Annotated in this window: 17 protein-coding genes; 10 read left to right on the forward strand and 7 right to left on the reverse strand. The window is 27.0% G+C overall.

The annotated features are described in order from the left end of the window. Window positions 1–170: 170 nt before the first annotated feature. Window positions 171–767: a peroxiredoxin gene (locus LPB137_RS12275; RefSeq protein ID WP_076088488.1), complete on the reverse strand. Its 597-nt coding sequence runs from the start codon at window positions 765–767 to the stop codon at window positions 171–173. A 301-nt stretch (window positions 768–1,068) separates the two neighbouring features. Here LPB137_RS12275 and LPB137_RS12280 point away from each other — a divergent pair, with 301 nt between their 5' ends. From LPB137_RS12280 to LPB137_RS12305, 6 genes are all read left to right on the forward strand, one after another. Then, window positions 1,069–1,344, forward strand: coding sequence for a 4Fe-4S dicluster domain-containing protein (locus LPB137_RS12280; protein ID WP_076088490.1), 276 nt, complete (start codon window positions 1,069–1,071; stop codon window positions 1,342–1,344). A gap of 119 nt (window positions 1,345–1,463) precedes the next feature. Next, window positions 1,464–1,877, forward strand: coding sequence for a nucleoside-diphosphate kinase (ndk, locus tag LPB137_RS12285; RefSeq protein ID WP_076088491.1), 414 nt, complete (start codon window positions 1,464–1,466; stop codon window positions 1,875–1,877). 26 nt (window positions 1,878–1,903) lie between these two features. Beyond that, complete coding sequence (locus LPB137_RS12290; RefSeq protein WP_076088492.1) at window positions 1,904–2,281, forward strand: hypothetical protein; 378 nt, start codon at window positions 1,904–1,906, stop codon at window positions 2,279–2,281. 11 nt (window positions 2,282–2,292) lie between these two features. Further along, window positions 2,293–2,445, forward strand: a complete 153-nt coding sequence (rpmF, locus tag LPB137_RS12295; protein WP_076088495.1) for a 50S ribosomal protein L32 — start codon at window positions 2,293–2,295, stop codon at window positions 2,443–2,445. After that, window positions 2,445–3,437, forward strand: a complete 993-nt coding sequence (plsX, locus tag LPB137_RS12300; protein ID WP_076088507.1) for a phosphate acyltransferase PlsX — start codon at window positions 2,445–2,447, stop codon at window positions 3,435–3,437. The genes rpmF and plsX overlap by 1 nt, the downstream gene beginning before the upstream one ends. Window positions 3,438–3,474: 37 nt before the next feature. Beyond that, window positions 3,475–4,473 carry a beta-ketoacyl-ACP synthase III gene (locus LPB137_RS12305; RefSeq protein ID WP_076088509.1) on the forward strand — a complete coding sequence of 333 codons (999 nt, stop codon included), beginning with the start codon at window positions 3,475–3,477 and terminating at the stop codon, window positions 4,471–4,473. Between the two features lie 68 nt (window positions 4,474–4,541). Here LPB137_RS12305 and LPB137_RS12310 read toward each other — a convergent pair whose 3' ends face one another. The 3 genes from LPB137_RS12310 to LPB137_RS12320 are packed head-to-tail and all read right to left on the reverse strand — an operon-like array spanning window position 4,542 to window position 5,985. Continuing rightward, complete coding sequence (locus LPB137_RS12310; RefSeq protein ID WP_076088511.1) at window positions 4,542–4,862, reverse strand: branched-chain amino acid transporter permease; 321 nt, start codon at window positions 4,860–4,862, stop codon at window positions 4,542–4,544. Continuing rightward, complete coding sequence (locus LPB137_RS12315) at window positions 4,855–5,541, reverse strand: AzlC family ABC transporter permease (protein WP_083657258.1); 687 nt, start codon at window positions 5,539–5,541, stop codon at window positions 4,855–4,857. Before LPB137_RS12315 ends, LPB137_RS12310 begins: the two co-directional genes overlap by 8 nt. 9 nt (window positions 5,542–5,550) lie before the next feature. Further along, window positions 5,551–5,985, reverse strand: coding sequence for a hypothetical protein (locus LPB137_RS12320; RefSeq protein WP_076088514.1), 435 nt, complete (start codon window positions 5,983–5,985; stop codon window positions 5,551–5,553). A gap of 42 nt (window positions 5,986–6,027) precedes the next feature. Here LPB137_RS12320 and LPB137_RS12325 point away from each other — a divergent pair, with 42 nt between their 5' ends. Next, window positions 6,028–6,675, forward strand: a complete 648-nt coding sequence (locus LPB137_RS12325; protein ID WP_076088516.1) for a transglutaminase-like cysteine peptidase — start codon at window positions 6,028–6,030, stop codon at window positions 6,673–6,675. Here the strand turns inward: LPB137_RS12325 and LPB137_RS12330 are convergent. The 3 genes from LPB137_RS12330 to LPB137_RS12340 are packed head-to-tail and all read right to left on the reverse strand — an operon-like array spanning window position 6,657 to window position 9,088. Next, complete coding sequence (locus LPB137_RS12330; protein ID WP_076088519.1) at window positions 6,657–7,223, reverse strand: aminotransferase class IV; 567 nt, start codon at window positions 7,221–7,223, stop codon at window positions 6,657–6,659. The two genes, LPB137_RS12325 and LPB137_RS12330, sit on opposite strands and share 19 nt — an antisense overlap. 20 nt (window positions 7,224–7,243) lie before the next feature. Continuing rightward, window positions 7,244–8,209, reverse strand: a complete 966-nt coding sequence (locus LPB137_RS12335) for an aminodeoxychorismate synthase component I (protein ID WP_076088521.1) — start codon at window positions 8,207–8,209, stop codon at window positions 7,244–7,246. A gap of 3 nt (window positions 8,210–8,212) precedes the next feature. Then, window positions 8,213–9,088, reverse strand: coding sequence for an aspartate carbamoyltransferase catalytic subunit (locus LPB137_RS12340; RefSeq protein ID WP_076088523.1), 876 nt, complete (start codon window positions 9,086–9,088; stop codon window positions 8,213–8,215). Between the two features lie 97 nt (window positions 9,089–9,185). On the opposite strand from LPB137_RS12340, the gene LPB137_RS12345 reads away from it, so the two are divergent. The 3 genes from LPB137_RS12345 to LPB137_RS12355 all read left to right on the forward strand — a co-directional run bounded on the left by LPB137_RS12345 (window position 9,186) and on the right by LPB137_RS12355 (window position 13,960). Then, on the forward strand, window positions 9,186–11,513 hold the full coding sequence (locus LPB137_RS12345) for a fatty acid cis/trans isomerase (RefSeq protein WP_076088525.1): 2,328 nt from the start codon (window positions 9,186–9,188) through the stop codon (window positions 11,511–11,513). An 88-nt stretch (window positions 11,514–11,601) separates the two neighbouring features. Then, window positions 11,602–12,786, forward strand: coding sequence for an aspartate aminotransferase family protein (locus tag LPB137_RS12350; RefSeq protein ID WP_076088527.1), 1,185 nt, complete (start codon window positions 11,602–11,604; stop codon window positions 12,784–12,786). Next, complete coding sequence (locus LPB137_RS12355) at window positions 12,764–13,960, forward strand: TolC family protein (RefSeq protein ID WP_076088529.1); 1,197 nt, start codon at window positions 12,764–12,766, stop codon at window positions 13,958–13,960. Before LPB137_RS12350 ends, LPB137_RS12355 begins: the two co-directional genes overlap by 23 nt. The last annotated feature ends 26 nt before the right edge of the window (window positions 13,961–13,986 follow it).

Raw genomic sequence — 13,986 nt, forward strand, 5'->3', positions numbered from 1 at the left:
ACATTTAAGTATGTAATTTGTAGTTTTTTTGTAGTTTTCTATTAAGTATTATCGATATTGTAGTGTGAATTTTAAAATTTGTCAATAATTTTGACCTTTTATAAAATTAAAGACATAAAAAAAGCTATCAATATATATTGATAGCTTTTTTATTTAATTAAAAATGATTATTATAAATCACCCTCATGTTTTCCTAAGTATTCTGCAACACCTTCAGTTGAAGCTTTCATACCTTCGTCACCTTTTGACCAACCAGCAGGACAAACTTCACCATGCTCATTAGTAAATAACATTGTATCTACCATTCTGATCATTTCGTCAATGTTTCTTCCTAATGGTAAATCATTAACTACAGAGTGTCTAACAGTTCCATCTGCATCAATTAAGAAAGAACCTCTTAATGCAACAGCTTCACCAAATAATACATCGTAATCTTTTGAAATTTGTTTTGAAAGGTCAGCAACTAATGGGTATTTAATTCTTCCAATTCCACCATTATTTACATCAGTTTCTCTCCATGCAAAGTGAGAAAATTGTGAATCAACAGAAACACCAATAACATTAACACCTCTTGAAGTAAACTCTTCGATTCTTTTTGAGAAAGCAATAATTTCAGATGGACATACAAAAGTAAAGTCTAATGGGTAGAAAAATAATACTGCACCTTTTTCTCCAATATTTTCATATAAATTAAAATCTGCTACTATTTGACCGTCTGCAAGTACAGCTGTTGCTGTAAAATCTGGAGCTTTTTTTGTTACTAACATATATATTCCTTTTATTTTTGTTTAATTTTTTTGTATTGACATTATATAACAAATATTATAAATAAAAACTACAAATTAGCTTAAATTCTAAAATTTATAAAAAATTTTATTCTTTGATAATTTTTATCTTTTGTTTGCTATAATAATGAGTTCTTTATACACGAAATTAACTATTATTTTTTACATTTATTTAATTGTTTCAATTTTACTAATTTTTCTATTAATATTGATAATATATCTATTTTAAAGATAATTTTATAATTTGTGTGATAAAGTTTTTTAAAATTAAAAGGAGTTATATATGGCAGTAATAATTACAGATATTTGTATTAGTTGTGATGCATGTTTAGACGAGTGTCCTACAGAATCAATTGTAGACAATGATGAGAACCCAACAGGTGAAGATATTTATTATGTAAACCCAGAAACATGTACTGAGTGTATTGGTGATAATGATGCACCTGCATGTGCAGACGCATGTCCTACTGAAGGATGTATTCAATGGGATAATAGAGATTCAGCAGCTAATCCAGTTAGAGATGGAAAAACAGCTGGTGAACCTTGTGTTGAAGACTAATATTTAATTAGTTTTACACTTTTCACTACTTACAAAAAGGCAAGTAATTTTTAATTACTTGCCTTTTTTTTATTTTTTAGATATAATCCGCGACTTAATAAAAATCGAGGAATAACACTATGGAACAAACTTTATCAATCATTAAACCTGACGCAGTAGCAAAAAATGTTGTTGGAAAAATCTTATCAAGATTTGAAGACGCTGGATTAAGAATCGCTGCAACTAAAAAGATGCAATTAAGCAAAGCTGACGCTGAAGCTTTTTATGCTGTACATGCTGAAAGACCATTCTTTGGTGACTTAGTAGAATTCATGATTTCTGGACCAGTTGTTGTAACTGTTTTAGAAGGTGATAATGCAATGGCTAAAAACAGAGACTTAATGGGTGCAACTAACCCTAAAGAAGCTGAAGCTGGAACAATTAGAGCTGACTTTGCTGAATCAATTGATGCAAATGCTGTTCATGGTTCTGATTCAGTAGAAAATGCAAATATTGAAATTAATTTCTTCTTTGCACAGAAAGAAATTTGTTAATTATTGATTAATTAACTTATTTTATAATGAAAATAGAATTTAAAAAAGTACCACAAACTCCCAAAACTTTGGAAGCTGAGTTAAATTCAGTTAAAATTGAAGGTACTTTTTGTAAAATGTCGCAATCATTAGTAAAAATTGATGCAAAGTTAATTGGAAATACAAACATTGATTGTTGCCGATGTGGAACAATTGATAATATTGAAGTTAATGAAAAGCTAGACTTTTTATTAAGTGATGGTATATTCAAAAATGACGATTGCGAAGATTTAGTAATTGAAATAGAAGATGGTTTAATAGATTTTGATGAAATAATTCAAAGTGAACTTGAAGCTATAAAGAGTGATTATCATATTTGTGAACAATGTTCAAAAGATAATGATGATTTTGAAAAAGAATTTTAAAAGGAAATAAAATGGCAGTACCAAAGAGAAGAGTCTCTCATAGTAGAGCAGCTAAAAGAAGAACACACTACAAGATTACATTAAAAAGACCTGTTAAAGACACTGACGGAACATGGAAAATGCCTCATACAGTTAATCCAAATACTGGTGAATACAAAAACTAATGCATAAAATCGCAATAGATGCAATGGGTGGGGACTTCGGTCCTGAACCTATTATTGAAGGGCTTATTTCTGCTTTAAAAAGCAATAATAACTTTACTGCAATTGCAGTGGGAAAAAAAGATGTACTATTATCTTTAATACCTCAAAACTTTTTATCAAGAATAGAAATACTAGATACAGATGATGTAATTAGTATGAGCGATTCTGCTACTGATGCACTTAAAAGAAAAGAATCTACAATTTACAAAGCTATGGAATTAGTAAGAGATGGGAAAGCTGGAGCTGTTGTTTCTGCTGGTCATTCTGGAGCTTCTATGTCATTAGCAACTTTAAGAATTGGTAGAATCAAAGGTGTTTCTAGACCTGCTATTGCTACACTTATGCCTACAAGCGAAAATCAAAATACATTAGTATTAGATGTTGGAGCAAATGTAGACAGTGATGCAAAAAATTTATTCGAATTTGCTGTAATGGGTCAAGTTTATGCAGAAGATGTATTACAACTTGAAGATCCAATTATTGGATTATTATCTAATGGTGAAGAAGAAAGCAAGGGTAATGAAGTTACAAAAGAAGCTTATGGCTTAATATCAAAAGTTCCAAATTTCGCAGGTAATGTTGAAGGTAGTGATATCTTCAAGGGAACAGTTGATGTTGTTGTTTGTGATGGTTTTGTAGGGAATATCCTATTAAAAACTGCCGAAGGTGTTGCTGATACCATCGGAAAAATCATAAAGAAAAGTTTAAAGCGATCATTAATTTCAATTGCTGGTGCAGTACTAATGAGAAAAGTATTTAAAAACTTAAAAGTTAGAGTTGATTATGCTGAATATGGTGGAGCTCCATTACTTGGAGTAAAAGCACCTGTTATTATAGCACATGGTAAATCTAACCCAAAAGCTATTCATAATGCAATTCTTCAAGCAATTAGTGCAGCAAGTTCAAACTTGAACGAAGATATTGAAGAAAGATTAGCTAAATATAGTAAATAAGTTTTATTTATTATACTTTTATAATAAGGATATGTAAATGGCATATGCAGCTTTTAGATCTATTGGAGCATACGTACCTCCAAAGATTATGACAAATGCAGATTTTGAAAAAATAATTGATACTAGTGATGAGTGGATTACTAAAAGAACTGGTATTAAAGAAAGAAGAATCTCTGAAGAAAATGAAGCTTCATCTGATTTAGGTGCAAAAGCAGCAGAAGTTGCAATAAATAGAGCTGGAATCGCTAAAGAAGATATTGATTTAGTAATCTGTGCTACTGTTACACCTGACTATTTATGTATGCCTTCAACTGCATGTTTAATTGCATCAAAACTTGGACTTCCAGCTGTAATGGCTTATGATGTTAGTGCAGCTTGTACAGGATTTGTTTATGCTACTTCTATTGCAAAAGCTTTTGTTGAATCTGGTATGAAGAAAAATGTATTAATTATTGGAGCTGAAACTTATAGTTCAATCCTTGATTATACAGACAGAGGAACTTGTTTTATCTTTGGAGATGGAGCAGGAGCTGCTATAATTTCTGCAACTGATAATAAAGATGAAGCTATTATAGATGTAAATTGTTCAAGTGATGGAAACTATGAAGATTTAATTAAAACTCCAGGTGGAGGTTCTAAACATCCTTGTAGTCAAGAAGTTTTAGAAAATAAAATGGCTTGTATTAAAATGAAAGGAAATGAAACTTTCAAATTAGCTGTTAGAACTCTTACATCAGATGTAGAAGTAATGATGAAAAAACACAATATCACAAGTGAAGATATTAATCATTTTATTCCACATCAAGCAAATATGAGAATTATTACAGCAGTTGGAAAAGCTTTAGGAATGACTGAAGAGCAAACTGTTGTTACTGTTGATAAATATGGTAATACTTCAGCTGCATCAATTCCAATGGCAATGAACTACGCATATGAGCAAGGAAAAATAAAAGCAGGTGATACTGTTTTATTTGATGCTTTTGGTGGTGGTTTAACTTGGGGAAGTGCTTTATTTAAATTTGCACCAAATAAATAAACTTACTACTTAATATAAAAAAGGTCAAGTTTCTAGCTTGACCTTTTTTTATGTCTAAAATTTTCTAATCAAATATACTGAACCAAAAACATATAAAAGATTGTTCCAACAAAAATAGATATCAAATAATTCTTAAGTATTAAATGCAAAATAGCTGTAAAAGCTATTGCACCCACTTCTTTTAATCCATAAGGGAAAATCGAAAAATCAACATCTTTAACTGAATATACAATTAGTATTGTCATTATAATTGCAGGAAAGAATTTCTCAATAAAAACTATATAAGCGGGAAGTTCATTTTTTCTAAAAAACAAAAAAGGAAATACTCTTGTAAAAATATTTACAAGAGCCATTATTGCAATTGCAATGTATATTTCATAGTTAGTCATTTTCTATTTTCTTTCTAAAACTAAACATTAAAACTAGTGCAATTATTATTGACGCAATTAGCATTTTATCACTTGGAATAAAAACTAGTGAAAATAAAGAAGCTATAAGTCCAATAATAAAAGGAATGCTATTTTGTAAGCTTTTATATTGTTCAATACATAAAACTACAAATAAAGCAGTAAGAGAGAATTCTAAGCCTGCTGTATCAAATTTTATACCAGATCCTACAATAGCTCCTAAAGTTGAACCTATAAACCAATATGATTGATTAAAAGCTGTTAAAAAAAAGTAGTACCATCTTTTTTTTAATTGTTCATCATCTTTAATTGTTGTTAATAAAGCATAAGTTTCATCAGTTAAACCAAAGATTAAATATGGTTTTAATTTTCCTGTTTTTTTAAATCTTTTAAGAAGAGATAAACCATAGAAAGATTGTCTAATATTTACAAAATAAGATGCAATTGCAATATCTACAAAACCAGCTTTTGCATTAAAAAAATTGATTGCAACAAACTGTAAAGCACCTGCATAAATAAATAGTGACATAATAGGTGCTAAATACCAATCATAATCAAAGGAAACTAGTAATAATCCAAAAGCAAAACCTAAAACGCCATATCCCATCATTACAGGGATTGATACTTCAAAAGCTTTTTTTATCTCTTTTTCATGTTTCAAAGTTGTAATTTATTTAAATTTTTTATTATTTGGATTATTTTTAAATACATTCATAGAATTTTGTTCTAAATTTTTATTAAATTTATCAACTGTTGCAACAGAGTTAATATATAAAATAGATTCTTCTACAACAATTTGGAATATTGAATGTAAAGGAATTTTTGCAACTGAACCAAAGTTTTCACTTCCATAACCTGCTTCAAAAGATATAAAACCATCATCAATTCCAACCGTAGTATAAGTATAATTACTTAAAACAAATAAAGAAAATTTTGCTAATTGCTCTTTAATAGGTTTTGGTAATTCTGGATTAAAAGTAATCCCATCAATATTTGCAGTAATTGAGAATTCATGATTATTTTCTAATAAATAATCAATAGTTTCTTTCACTTGTTTACACACTAAATTTTTGTATTCTTCATTTTCTATAATATCTGTAATCATTTATTTAACTTTCATTTATAAATTTTACTGCTATTATAACTTATGAAACAAATAATTATGCTTATTTTTATAATATTTACTATTAGCAATTCTTACGCCTATGAGTTTAAACTAAATAAAAAAGATTATGAATATATAAACAACTCTTCAAAAAAGAAATTTATTGAAAATAGACTAGGTAAATATCAAACTTTAAAAGAAAAAGTTATTGATTATGAATTAATAAGAAAGCTCTCTCATGTAAATTCATTTATAAATAAAATATTTTCTAAACAAGATATTGATTCAAAGTCATCTCTTGATCATTGGGCAACACCAAAGGAATTTTTATTACAAGGTCATGGAGATTGTGAAGATTATGCTATTTCAAAATACTTCACACTTTTAGAGTTAAATATACCAAAAGAAAAACTATACTTTGGCGTTGTAAAAGTAAAAGGTTCAACTACTGCACATATGGTATTAATGTATTTAGAAAATAAAAACTCAACTCCATTAGTATTAGATAATTTAAGCTTTAGAGTAATTCCTCTGACAAAAAGAAAAAAACTTATTCCAAAATTTGCTTTTAATGAAATTGATGCTTATAAATTTACAAAAGAGAGATTTACACAAAAAGTAAAAGTCAACTGGGGAAAAGAAGATAAATGGAATAAATTACTAAAAAGAGTTTATAAACTTAAAGAGTAATCACTTATTTCATCAAAATCTATCATTGCATTCATTAATGCAATTTTTTCTGCTTTTTTTAACATTTCTAAAGTTATATCTTTTTCTATAATTTGGGTTTCATTTAAATATCTACTTCTTGTAGTTCCCTTTAACAAATATGACTTTGAAGTAATCCATGTACCTTCATATAAAATTGCTATATTTGCAATACTTGTATCTGTTACAATATTATTCTTAATAATTATGATTTCATCACTATTTTGTCTTTGATTAAATAGCTTATTTAACTCATCTCTATTTACAGTTTTTTTTGAATATGAAATATTATCATCATAAATTATTTTAAAAGATTTAATTTGTCTTTTTTTATATTCATCATATTGAACATCTAATATTCCACTTTCATCATAAATTACTTTACATTTTAATAACTTATTTGATGGAGGATAAATATATTCACTAAGATTAATATTTAAAGCTATTGTATTTGCAATTCTCTTACAATGATAATCAAGATTAAATATTTCATAATCATCGCATTTTATTGTTTCAAAATATTCTTGCATTAAAAACCTTTTTTTATTTTTTAGAAGGGTAAATATATTTTATCAAGCAGTTCTTGGTACTCATCTTTTACACTTGAATCACAAGTAATTCCACCACCACTTTTATAATATTTTTGAGCATTCTCATCTTCTTGAATAAATCTAATCATTACAGAAGAATCAAGATTCTTTCCATCAAAAATACCAAAAATACCTGTATAGAACTCTCTATCATACTCTTCAATTTCTTCTATGATTTCTATAGTTTTTTTCTTTGGAGTTCCTGTAATTGAGCCAGCTGGTAATAAAGAGGTAAGAATTGTTCCAATATTTTCATTCCAATTATCTTCTAAATGTCCAGAGATTTTAGAACTTACTTGTAGTAGTTTTTTATCTCCTGCATTTATTTTATCAATGTACCTGAACTTATCAACTCTAACTTTTGAAGAAACTATTGCTAAATCATTTCTTAATAAATCAACAACCATAGTGTGCTCAGCCATTTCTTTTATATCACCTAAAATTTTTGCTTGAGCATTTGCAATTGATGCATCAATTGTCCCTTTCATAGGATATGTTGATATTTTATTTTTTTTAATTTCAATAAAACGTTCAGGTGAGAAACAAACAAAGTTTTCATTTTCATTTTTAAATCTTAATTTAAATTTTGCATTTACTTTTTCATAAATTTCATCAAGAGAATATTCTGTTTTTATTTTTGTTCTAGCAGTTAAATTTGAAAGATAAGTATTTCCCATTTTTATTTGTTCTTGTAAAAAATCAAACTTTTTTTCATACTTTTTAAAGCTAATAGGATATTTTTCTATTTTAGTTTTATGTTTTATTTTTGAAGAAATATTAGTATTTATTTCAAATTTTATTCCTTTTGGAATTTTTGAAAGTTCTTTTACATAAAATTTTTTTAAATCATAAGAGATTACAAACAAAAAAGGCTCTTTTAAAGAGCCTAATTCATTAAGTTTTTTTTCTAGTTCTTTATTTTGCAAGTTTTATTTTACTAGTTTTTTAAGAATTGCCATTCTAACTGCAACACCATTTGTTACTTGTTCTAAAATTTTATTTCGGGGATCCTTTAACATTTCATCAGAAATATCAACATTTCTATTTACAGGACCTGGATGTAATAATAAAATATCTCTATTACCAAATGTTTCACTAGTAATACAATAATCATTTGCATATTCTTGAATTGATTCAAAGAAAATTTCATTATGTCTTTCAAGTTGAGTTCTTAAACTCATAACAACATCAACTTCATCAATGATTTCACGAATATTATCATATTGCTTGTGCTCATTATGTTCAGCTTTAAAACAATCAGGTGCAACAAAAACTACTTCCATACCAAATCTTGGAAGTAACCTTCTATTTGAACCTGCTACTCTTGAAGTTCTTACATCTCCAACAATTGCTATTTTTTTACCTTCAATATCATCATTAAAATGTTCTCTAATTGTATAAAGGTCTAGTAAGGCTTGTGTAGGATGAGCATGTTTTCCATCACCTGCATTTATAATTGGGCAATCAACATGCTCAACTAAAGTTCCAGGTAATCCACAATCACTATGTCTCATAATAATTGCATCAGGTTTCATTGCATTAATATTTGCAACTGTGTCAAAAATAGTTTCACCTTTGCTTCTTGAAGATGTTCCAACATCTAAAGAAACTACTTCAGCTCCTAATCTTTTTGCAGCAATTTCAAAAGCACTTCGTGTACGAGTTGAGTTTTCAAAAAATAGTGTAACTATTATTTTACCATCTAAAATTTTATTAGATTTCATATTTTTAAACTCTTTGGCATCCTTGAAAAGTTCAATAATCTCTTCTACACTAAAATCGGCTGTTCTAATTAAATGCTGCATTTTATTCCTTCAATTTTAGTTTGAATTGTAGCAAAAAGCTCTTTAAAAATTAGAAACTTTATGTATAATAATAAACTTTATTTTAGGAAAATATTATATGAAACTTCACTTACTTTTTTTAATTTTTATTACATTTCTTTTTACTGCTTGTTCTATCAAACCACTTGAACCAATAAAGTTTGAAAGTGTTAATAAAAAGATTTCTTTTGTTGATGATATTAAACCAATACTTGATAATAGATGTGTTTCATGTCACTCTTGTTATAACTCACCTTGTCAATTAAAACTATCATCTTTTGAAGGTCTTCAAAGAGGTTCTACAAAAGAAGATATTTATGCAAATAGATTAAGTGCAGCAAATCCTACAAGATTATTTACAGATGCAATAAATGAAAAACAATGGAGAGAAAAAGGTTTTTTCTCTATTGCTGATAAAATAAAAGACTCTGATGAATCTATAATGATGAGATACTTATTTCAAAAAGAAAAAAATCCTCTAAACATAGGAGAGTATTCTCCTGAAACTGATGAATTATCATGTGCAAAAGATAAAGATGAGTTAAATGAGTTTTTTAATGATAATCCACATAAAGGAATGCCTTATGGTTTTCCTGCACTTGAAAAAAATGAGTACAATCTTCTTTTAACTTGGTTAAAACAAGGATATAAAGATGATAGTATAAAAAATATTATTCCTAAAAAAGAACAAATACAAATATCAAAATTTGAAAAATTCTTAAATAATAATAGCTTAAAACATAAAGTAAGTGCTAGATATATTTATGAACATCTGTTTTTAGCTCATATTTCTTTTGATGATAAAAGCGAAAACTTTTATGAATTAGTTCGTTCAAAAACTCCTAGTGGAAAAGATATAGAAATTATTGCTACAAAATTTCCTTATGATAAAGTCCAAGGAGAATTTTTCTATAGATTTAGAAAAATAGAGTCTACAATTGTTCATAAAACTCATATGGTTTATAGCCTTAATGACAAAAAACTTTTAAGATATAAAGAACTATTTATAGATAAAAAATGGGATATTAATCCCTATCCAACATCTTACGACCCTAAAATTGCAGCTAATGCTTTAAAAGTTTTTGAACAAATCCCTGCACAAAGTAGATATGAATTTATGCTTGATAATATTCACTATACAATTATGACATATATTAGAGGTCCTGTTTGTAAAGGTCAAGTAGCTCTTAATGTAATACAAGATCACTTCTGGGTTATGTTTATGGATCCAAAATATGATGTATCAATCAATGATAAGTTCTTTTTACATGATAATATTGAAAATTTATTTATCCCAAATCAATACGGTGATAATCCAAGTATTTTGAAAACTGCCACAATTTTAGATAATTATGATTTAGCAAAAAAATACCAAAAAAATAAATCAGAAATATATAAAAGGTATTATCCAAAAGGATTAGATTTAAACTCTATTTGGAAGGGTAATAAAAATAGTAATGACTCAATTTTGACTATATACAGACACTTTGATTCAGCATCTGTTCATAAAGGTGCTTTAGGAAATATTCCTAAAACATTATGGGTAATTGATTATCCACTATTAGAAAGAATCTATTACTCTTTAGTTGCAGGGTTTGATGTTTTTGGGAATACTCCTCACCAACTATTAGTTAGAAAACATATGGACAGATTAAGAATTGAAGGAGAGAGTAATTTTTTAGAATATCTTCCAAAAGAGTCTAGAACAAACTATTTTAATTCTTGGTATCAAGGTTGGTTAGCATCTCAATTAAGTGTTTATATTCCATCACAAGTTCAAAGTAAAATAAAATATGAAACAAAAAACTATAAAGAAGAGTTTATTGAAAAAGTATTTGACTATACAAAGGTAGAAAAAGATTCAATAAATTACATAAATACAGATTATGTAGCAAGTAAAATAAAAGAAAAATATACAACAAAAGAAGAGATTGAAGAGACATTAAAAACTTTAACCCTCCCAAATTCTTCAAAATTGATAGAAACTTTTACAGGTTCAAAAGCTAATCTTGCGCATATTAGAATTAAAATGAATGATGGAAAAGATTTAGTTTATTCTATGGTAATAAATAGGTGGCATAAAAATGTTGCTTTATTATTTTCAGAAGAATCAAGGCTTGATGCTTCAAAGGACACAATTAATTATATAAAAGGATTTGTAGGTTCTTACCCAAATGCATATGCTGAAGTAAAACAAGATGATTTAAAAGATTTCTTCAATCTTTTAAAAAACTATAATGATTCTGTTTTAGATAAAAAAGAGATCTTAAAATATGTTATAAATAGAGCTAATCCTGATTTTTGGAAAAGCTTTGATTGGTTTAATGAAGAATTTAAAAAACGTGATAGTCTAAATTATGGATTAATGGATTTAAATAGATATATAAGTAAAGCAATTAATCAATAGGTATTAATAAATCGTTTAAATATTTTTGATATAATCCATTTATAAATAAAGTATAAATATAAACAAGTATATAAAATTAGGAAAAAGAATGATTGAACAAATAGATAAAGAATACGTATTACAAACATATGCAAGAAATTATGTTAATTTCAAAAAAGGTATAAATGCAACACTTTTTGATGAAAATGAAAAAGATTATATAGATTTCACAGCAGGTATTGCTGTAGTTTCAGTTGGACATGGAAATAAAAGAGTTGCTGATGCTATTTATAAGCAAGTTAGTAATATCACACATATGTCAAATCTTTATGCAATTGAACCACAGGCGCTATTAGCTAAAAAAATTGCCCAATTTTCAAATATGGATATAAAAATATTCTTTTCAAATTCAGGAGCAGAAGCAAATGAAGGTGCCATTAAAATTGCAAGAAAATATGGACAAACTCAATTTGAAAAGAAAAGATATAAAGTAATCACTTTAACACACTCTTTTCATGGAAGAACAATAACAACTGTAAAAGCAACTGGCCAAAAAGCTATGCATACACAAAATTTTGAACCATACCCTGAAGGGTTTTCTTATAATCACAGTATAAAAGATGTTTATGATGCAATTGATGATGAAACTGCTGCTGTTATGATTGAGCTAGTTCAAGGTGAAGGTGGAGTTCAACCTTTAGATAAAAAAGAAGTTCAAGATTTAGCTAATTATTTAAAAGAAAGAAAGATTCTATTAATAGTTGATGAAGTTCAAACAGGTATTTACAGAACTGGTGAATTTCTAGCTTCAAATCTTTATGAAATTACACCTGATATTGTTACATTAGCAAAAGGTTTAGGAGGAGGAGTTCCTATTGGTGCTGTCTTAACAACACATAAAGATATTTTAACATATGGAGATCATGGATCTACATTTGGAGGAAATTTCTTAAGTACAACAGCCGCTCTTGAAGTTCTTGATATTTTAGAAGAAACTAAAAATTCTGGAGCTTTAGATGAAACTATAATTCATTTCCAAAATAAACTAAGTGAAGTTTACGAAAAATTTACAAACTTATTTACAAAAGAAGTTGGTCTTGGTTTAATGAGAGGACTAAGAGTAAAAGATGGCGAAACATTAACTCAAATAATTAATGAAGCATTTACGCAAGGTGTTTTAGTTTTAAAAGCAGGAAAACATACATTAAGATTATTACCTCCTTTGACAATTTCAAAAGAAGAAATTAATGAAGGATTTAAAAGGTTAGAAAATGCACTTTCAAAAATCAAATAATATTAAACTACTATTATGTAGTTTAATATCTATAAATTTATTTGCAAATGAGTTCTCTTTAAATAATCAAGAAATTTTATCTGACACTAGAAAAAAGAGTATTGATTTATCACAAGAAAAAGCTAATGAAGATAGTGAAAAACTCAAAAAAGATTGGGTAAATCCAATTACATATAACTATACAAAAAACTTTGGAGAAGAGTATAAAAATGAAAAATCTGTTATTTCTATTGATCAGCCTATTTTTAGAAGTGGTGGAATTTATGAAGCTATTAAATATGCAAACTCTACACAAAAATATGCAAACCTAGAAATATCACAGCAAAGAAAAGAGTTGATTTATACTGCAACTAATCATCTTTTTTTAATAAAAAAAACAGACTTAAATATACAAAAAGCTAAGCTTTCTTTAATGAATGCAAAAATTGATGTTACAAGAAAAAAAGAGCAAGTTCTAAATGGCTTTTTAGATAGTTCATATTTAGATAATGCACTTTTAACTCAAAATGAAGCTAAGCATTCTTTAGTTGATTTAAAATATCAAAAACAAGAATTAATAAATAACTTCAATAATATTTCATCAAAAGATTATACAAATTTTTCTCTGCCAACATTAAAAATATTTAATGAAAAAGAGTATTTAGATAATAATATTGAAATTAAAAAAGCACAAGCAGATATAGAAAAGAAAGATCACTTCAAAGGTGTAACACAAGCAAATTATTTACCTAGTTTAAGTGCTTTTTATACATATACAAATAATCATTTTAAAGATGGTATTTCATCATTAGATGACAATTCTCAAACTTATGGATTAAGAGTTACTGTACCTTTTGATATAAGAACCTTTAATGATATTGAAAGTAAAAAGCTTGATTATTTAAAATCAAAAGTTGATTTACAAAATAAAATTACTGATGAAAAAACTTACTTTAAATCAAAACTTGAAAAGATAAGTATGCTTGATGATAGAATAAATATTACTAAAGAAGATTTAAATATTTATGACTCAATTTTAAGTATAATTTATGAAGAAAAAGAAGCACAATTAAAAACACAAAGTGATTTGGATACTTTACAAAACTCTCAAAAAATTAAAGTGATTGATTTGAAAACTTATGAAATTGATAAGCAAATTGAATTATTAAGCGTATATACAAAGTTACACAACTAATTTAACTATTAAAAAAACAAAGAGTC

Source organism: Poseidonibacter parvus (genome assembly GCF_001956695.1).
Lineage (GTDB): Bacteria > Campylobacterota > Campylobacteria > Campylobacterales > Arcobacteraceae > Poseidonibacter > Poseidonibacter parvus.

Coding starts and splice junctions, on each gene's coding strand:
- ndk (WP_076088491.1), top strand. CDS start 1,464: ATGGAACAAACTTTATCAATCATTAAACCTGACGCAGTAGCAAAAAAT.
- LPB137_RS12280 (WP_076088490.1), top strand. CDS start 1,069: ATGGCAGTAATAATTACAGATATTTGTATTAGTTGTGATGCATGTTTA.
- LPB137_RS12320 (WP_076088514.1), bottom strand. CDS start 5,985: ATGATTACAGATATTATAGAAAATGAAGAATACAAAAATTTAGTGTGT.
- LPB137_RS12325 (WP_076088516.1), top strand. CDS start 6,028: ATGAAACAAATAATTATGCTTATTTTTATAATATTTACTATTAGCAAT.
- LPB137_RS12275 (WP_076088488.1), bottom strand. CDS start 767: ATGTTAGTAACAAAAAAAGCTCCAGATTTTACAGCAACAGCTGTACTT.
- plsX (WP_076088507.1), top strand. CDS start 2,445: ATGCATAAAATCGCAATAGATGCAATGGGTGGGGACTTCGGTCCTGAA.
- LPB137_RS12350 (WP_076088527.1), top strand. CDS start 11,602: ATGATTGAACAAATAGATAAAGAATACGTATTACAAACATATGCAAGA.
- LPB137_RS12330 (WP_076088519.1), bottom strand. CDS start 7,223: ATGCAAGAATATTTTGAAACAATAAAATGCGATGATTATGAAATATTT.
- LPB137_RS12305 (WP_076088509.1), top strand. CDS start 3,475: ATGGCATATGCAGCTTTTAGATCTATTGGAGCATACGTACCTCCAAAG.
- rpmF (WP_076088495.1), top strand. CDS start 2,293: ATGGCAGTACCAAAGAGAAGAGTCTCTCATAGTAGAGCAGCTAAAAGA.
- LPB137_RS12340 (WP_076088523.1), bottom strand. CDS start 9,088: ATGCAGCATTTAATTAGAACAGCCGATTTTAGTGTAGAAGAGATTATT.
- LPB137_RS12355 (WP_076088529.1), top strand. CDS start 12,764: ATGCACTTTCAAAAATCAAATAATATTAAACTACTATTATGTAGTTTA.
- LPB137_RS12310 (WP_076088511.1), bottom strand. CDS start 4,862: ATGACTAACTATGAAATATACATTGCAATTGCAATAATGGCTCTTGTA.
- LPB137_RS12290 (WP_076088492.1), top strand. CDS start 1,904: ATGAAAATAGAATTTAAAAAAGTACCACAAACTCCCAAAACTTTGGAA.
- LPB137_RS12345 (WP_076088525.1), top strand. CDS start 9,186: ATGAAACTTCACTTACTTTTTTTAATTTTTATTACATTTCTTTTTACT.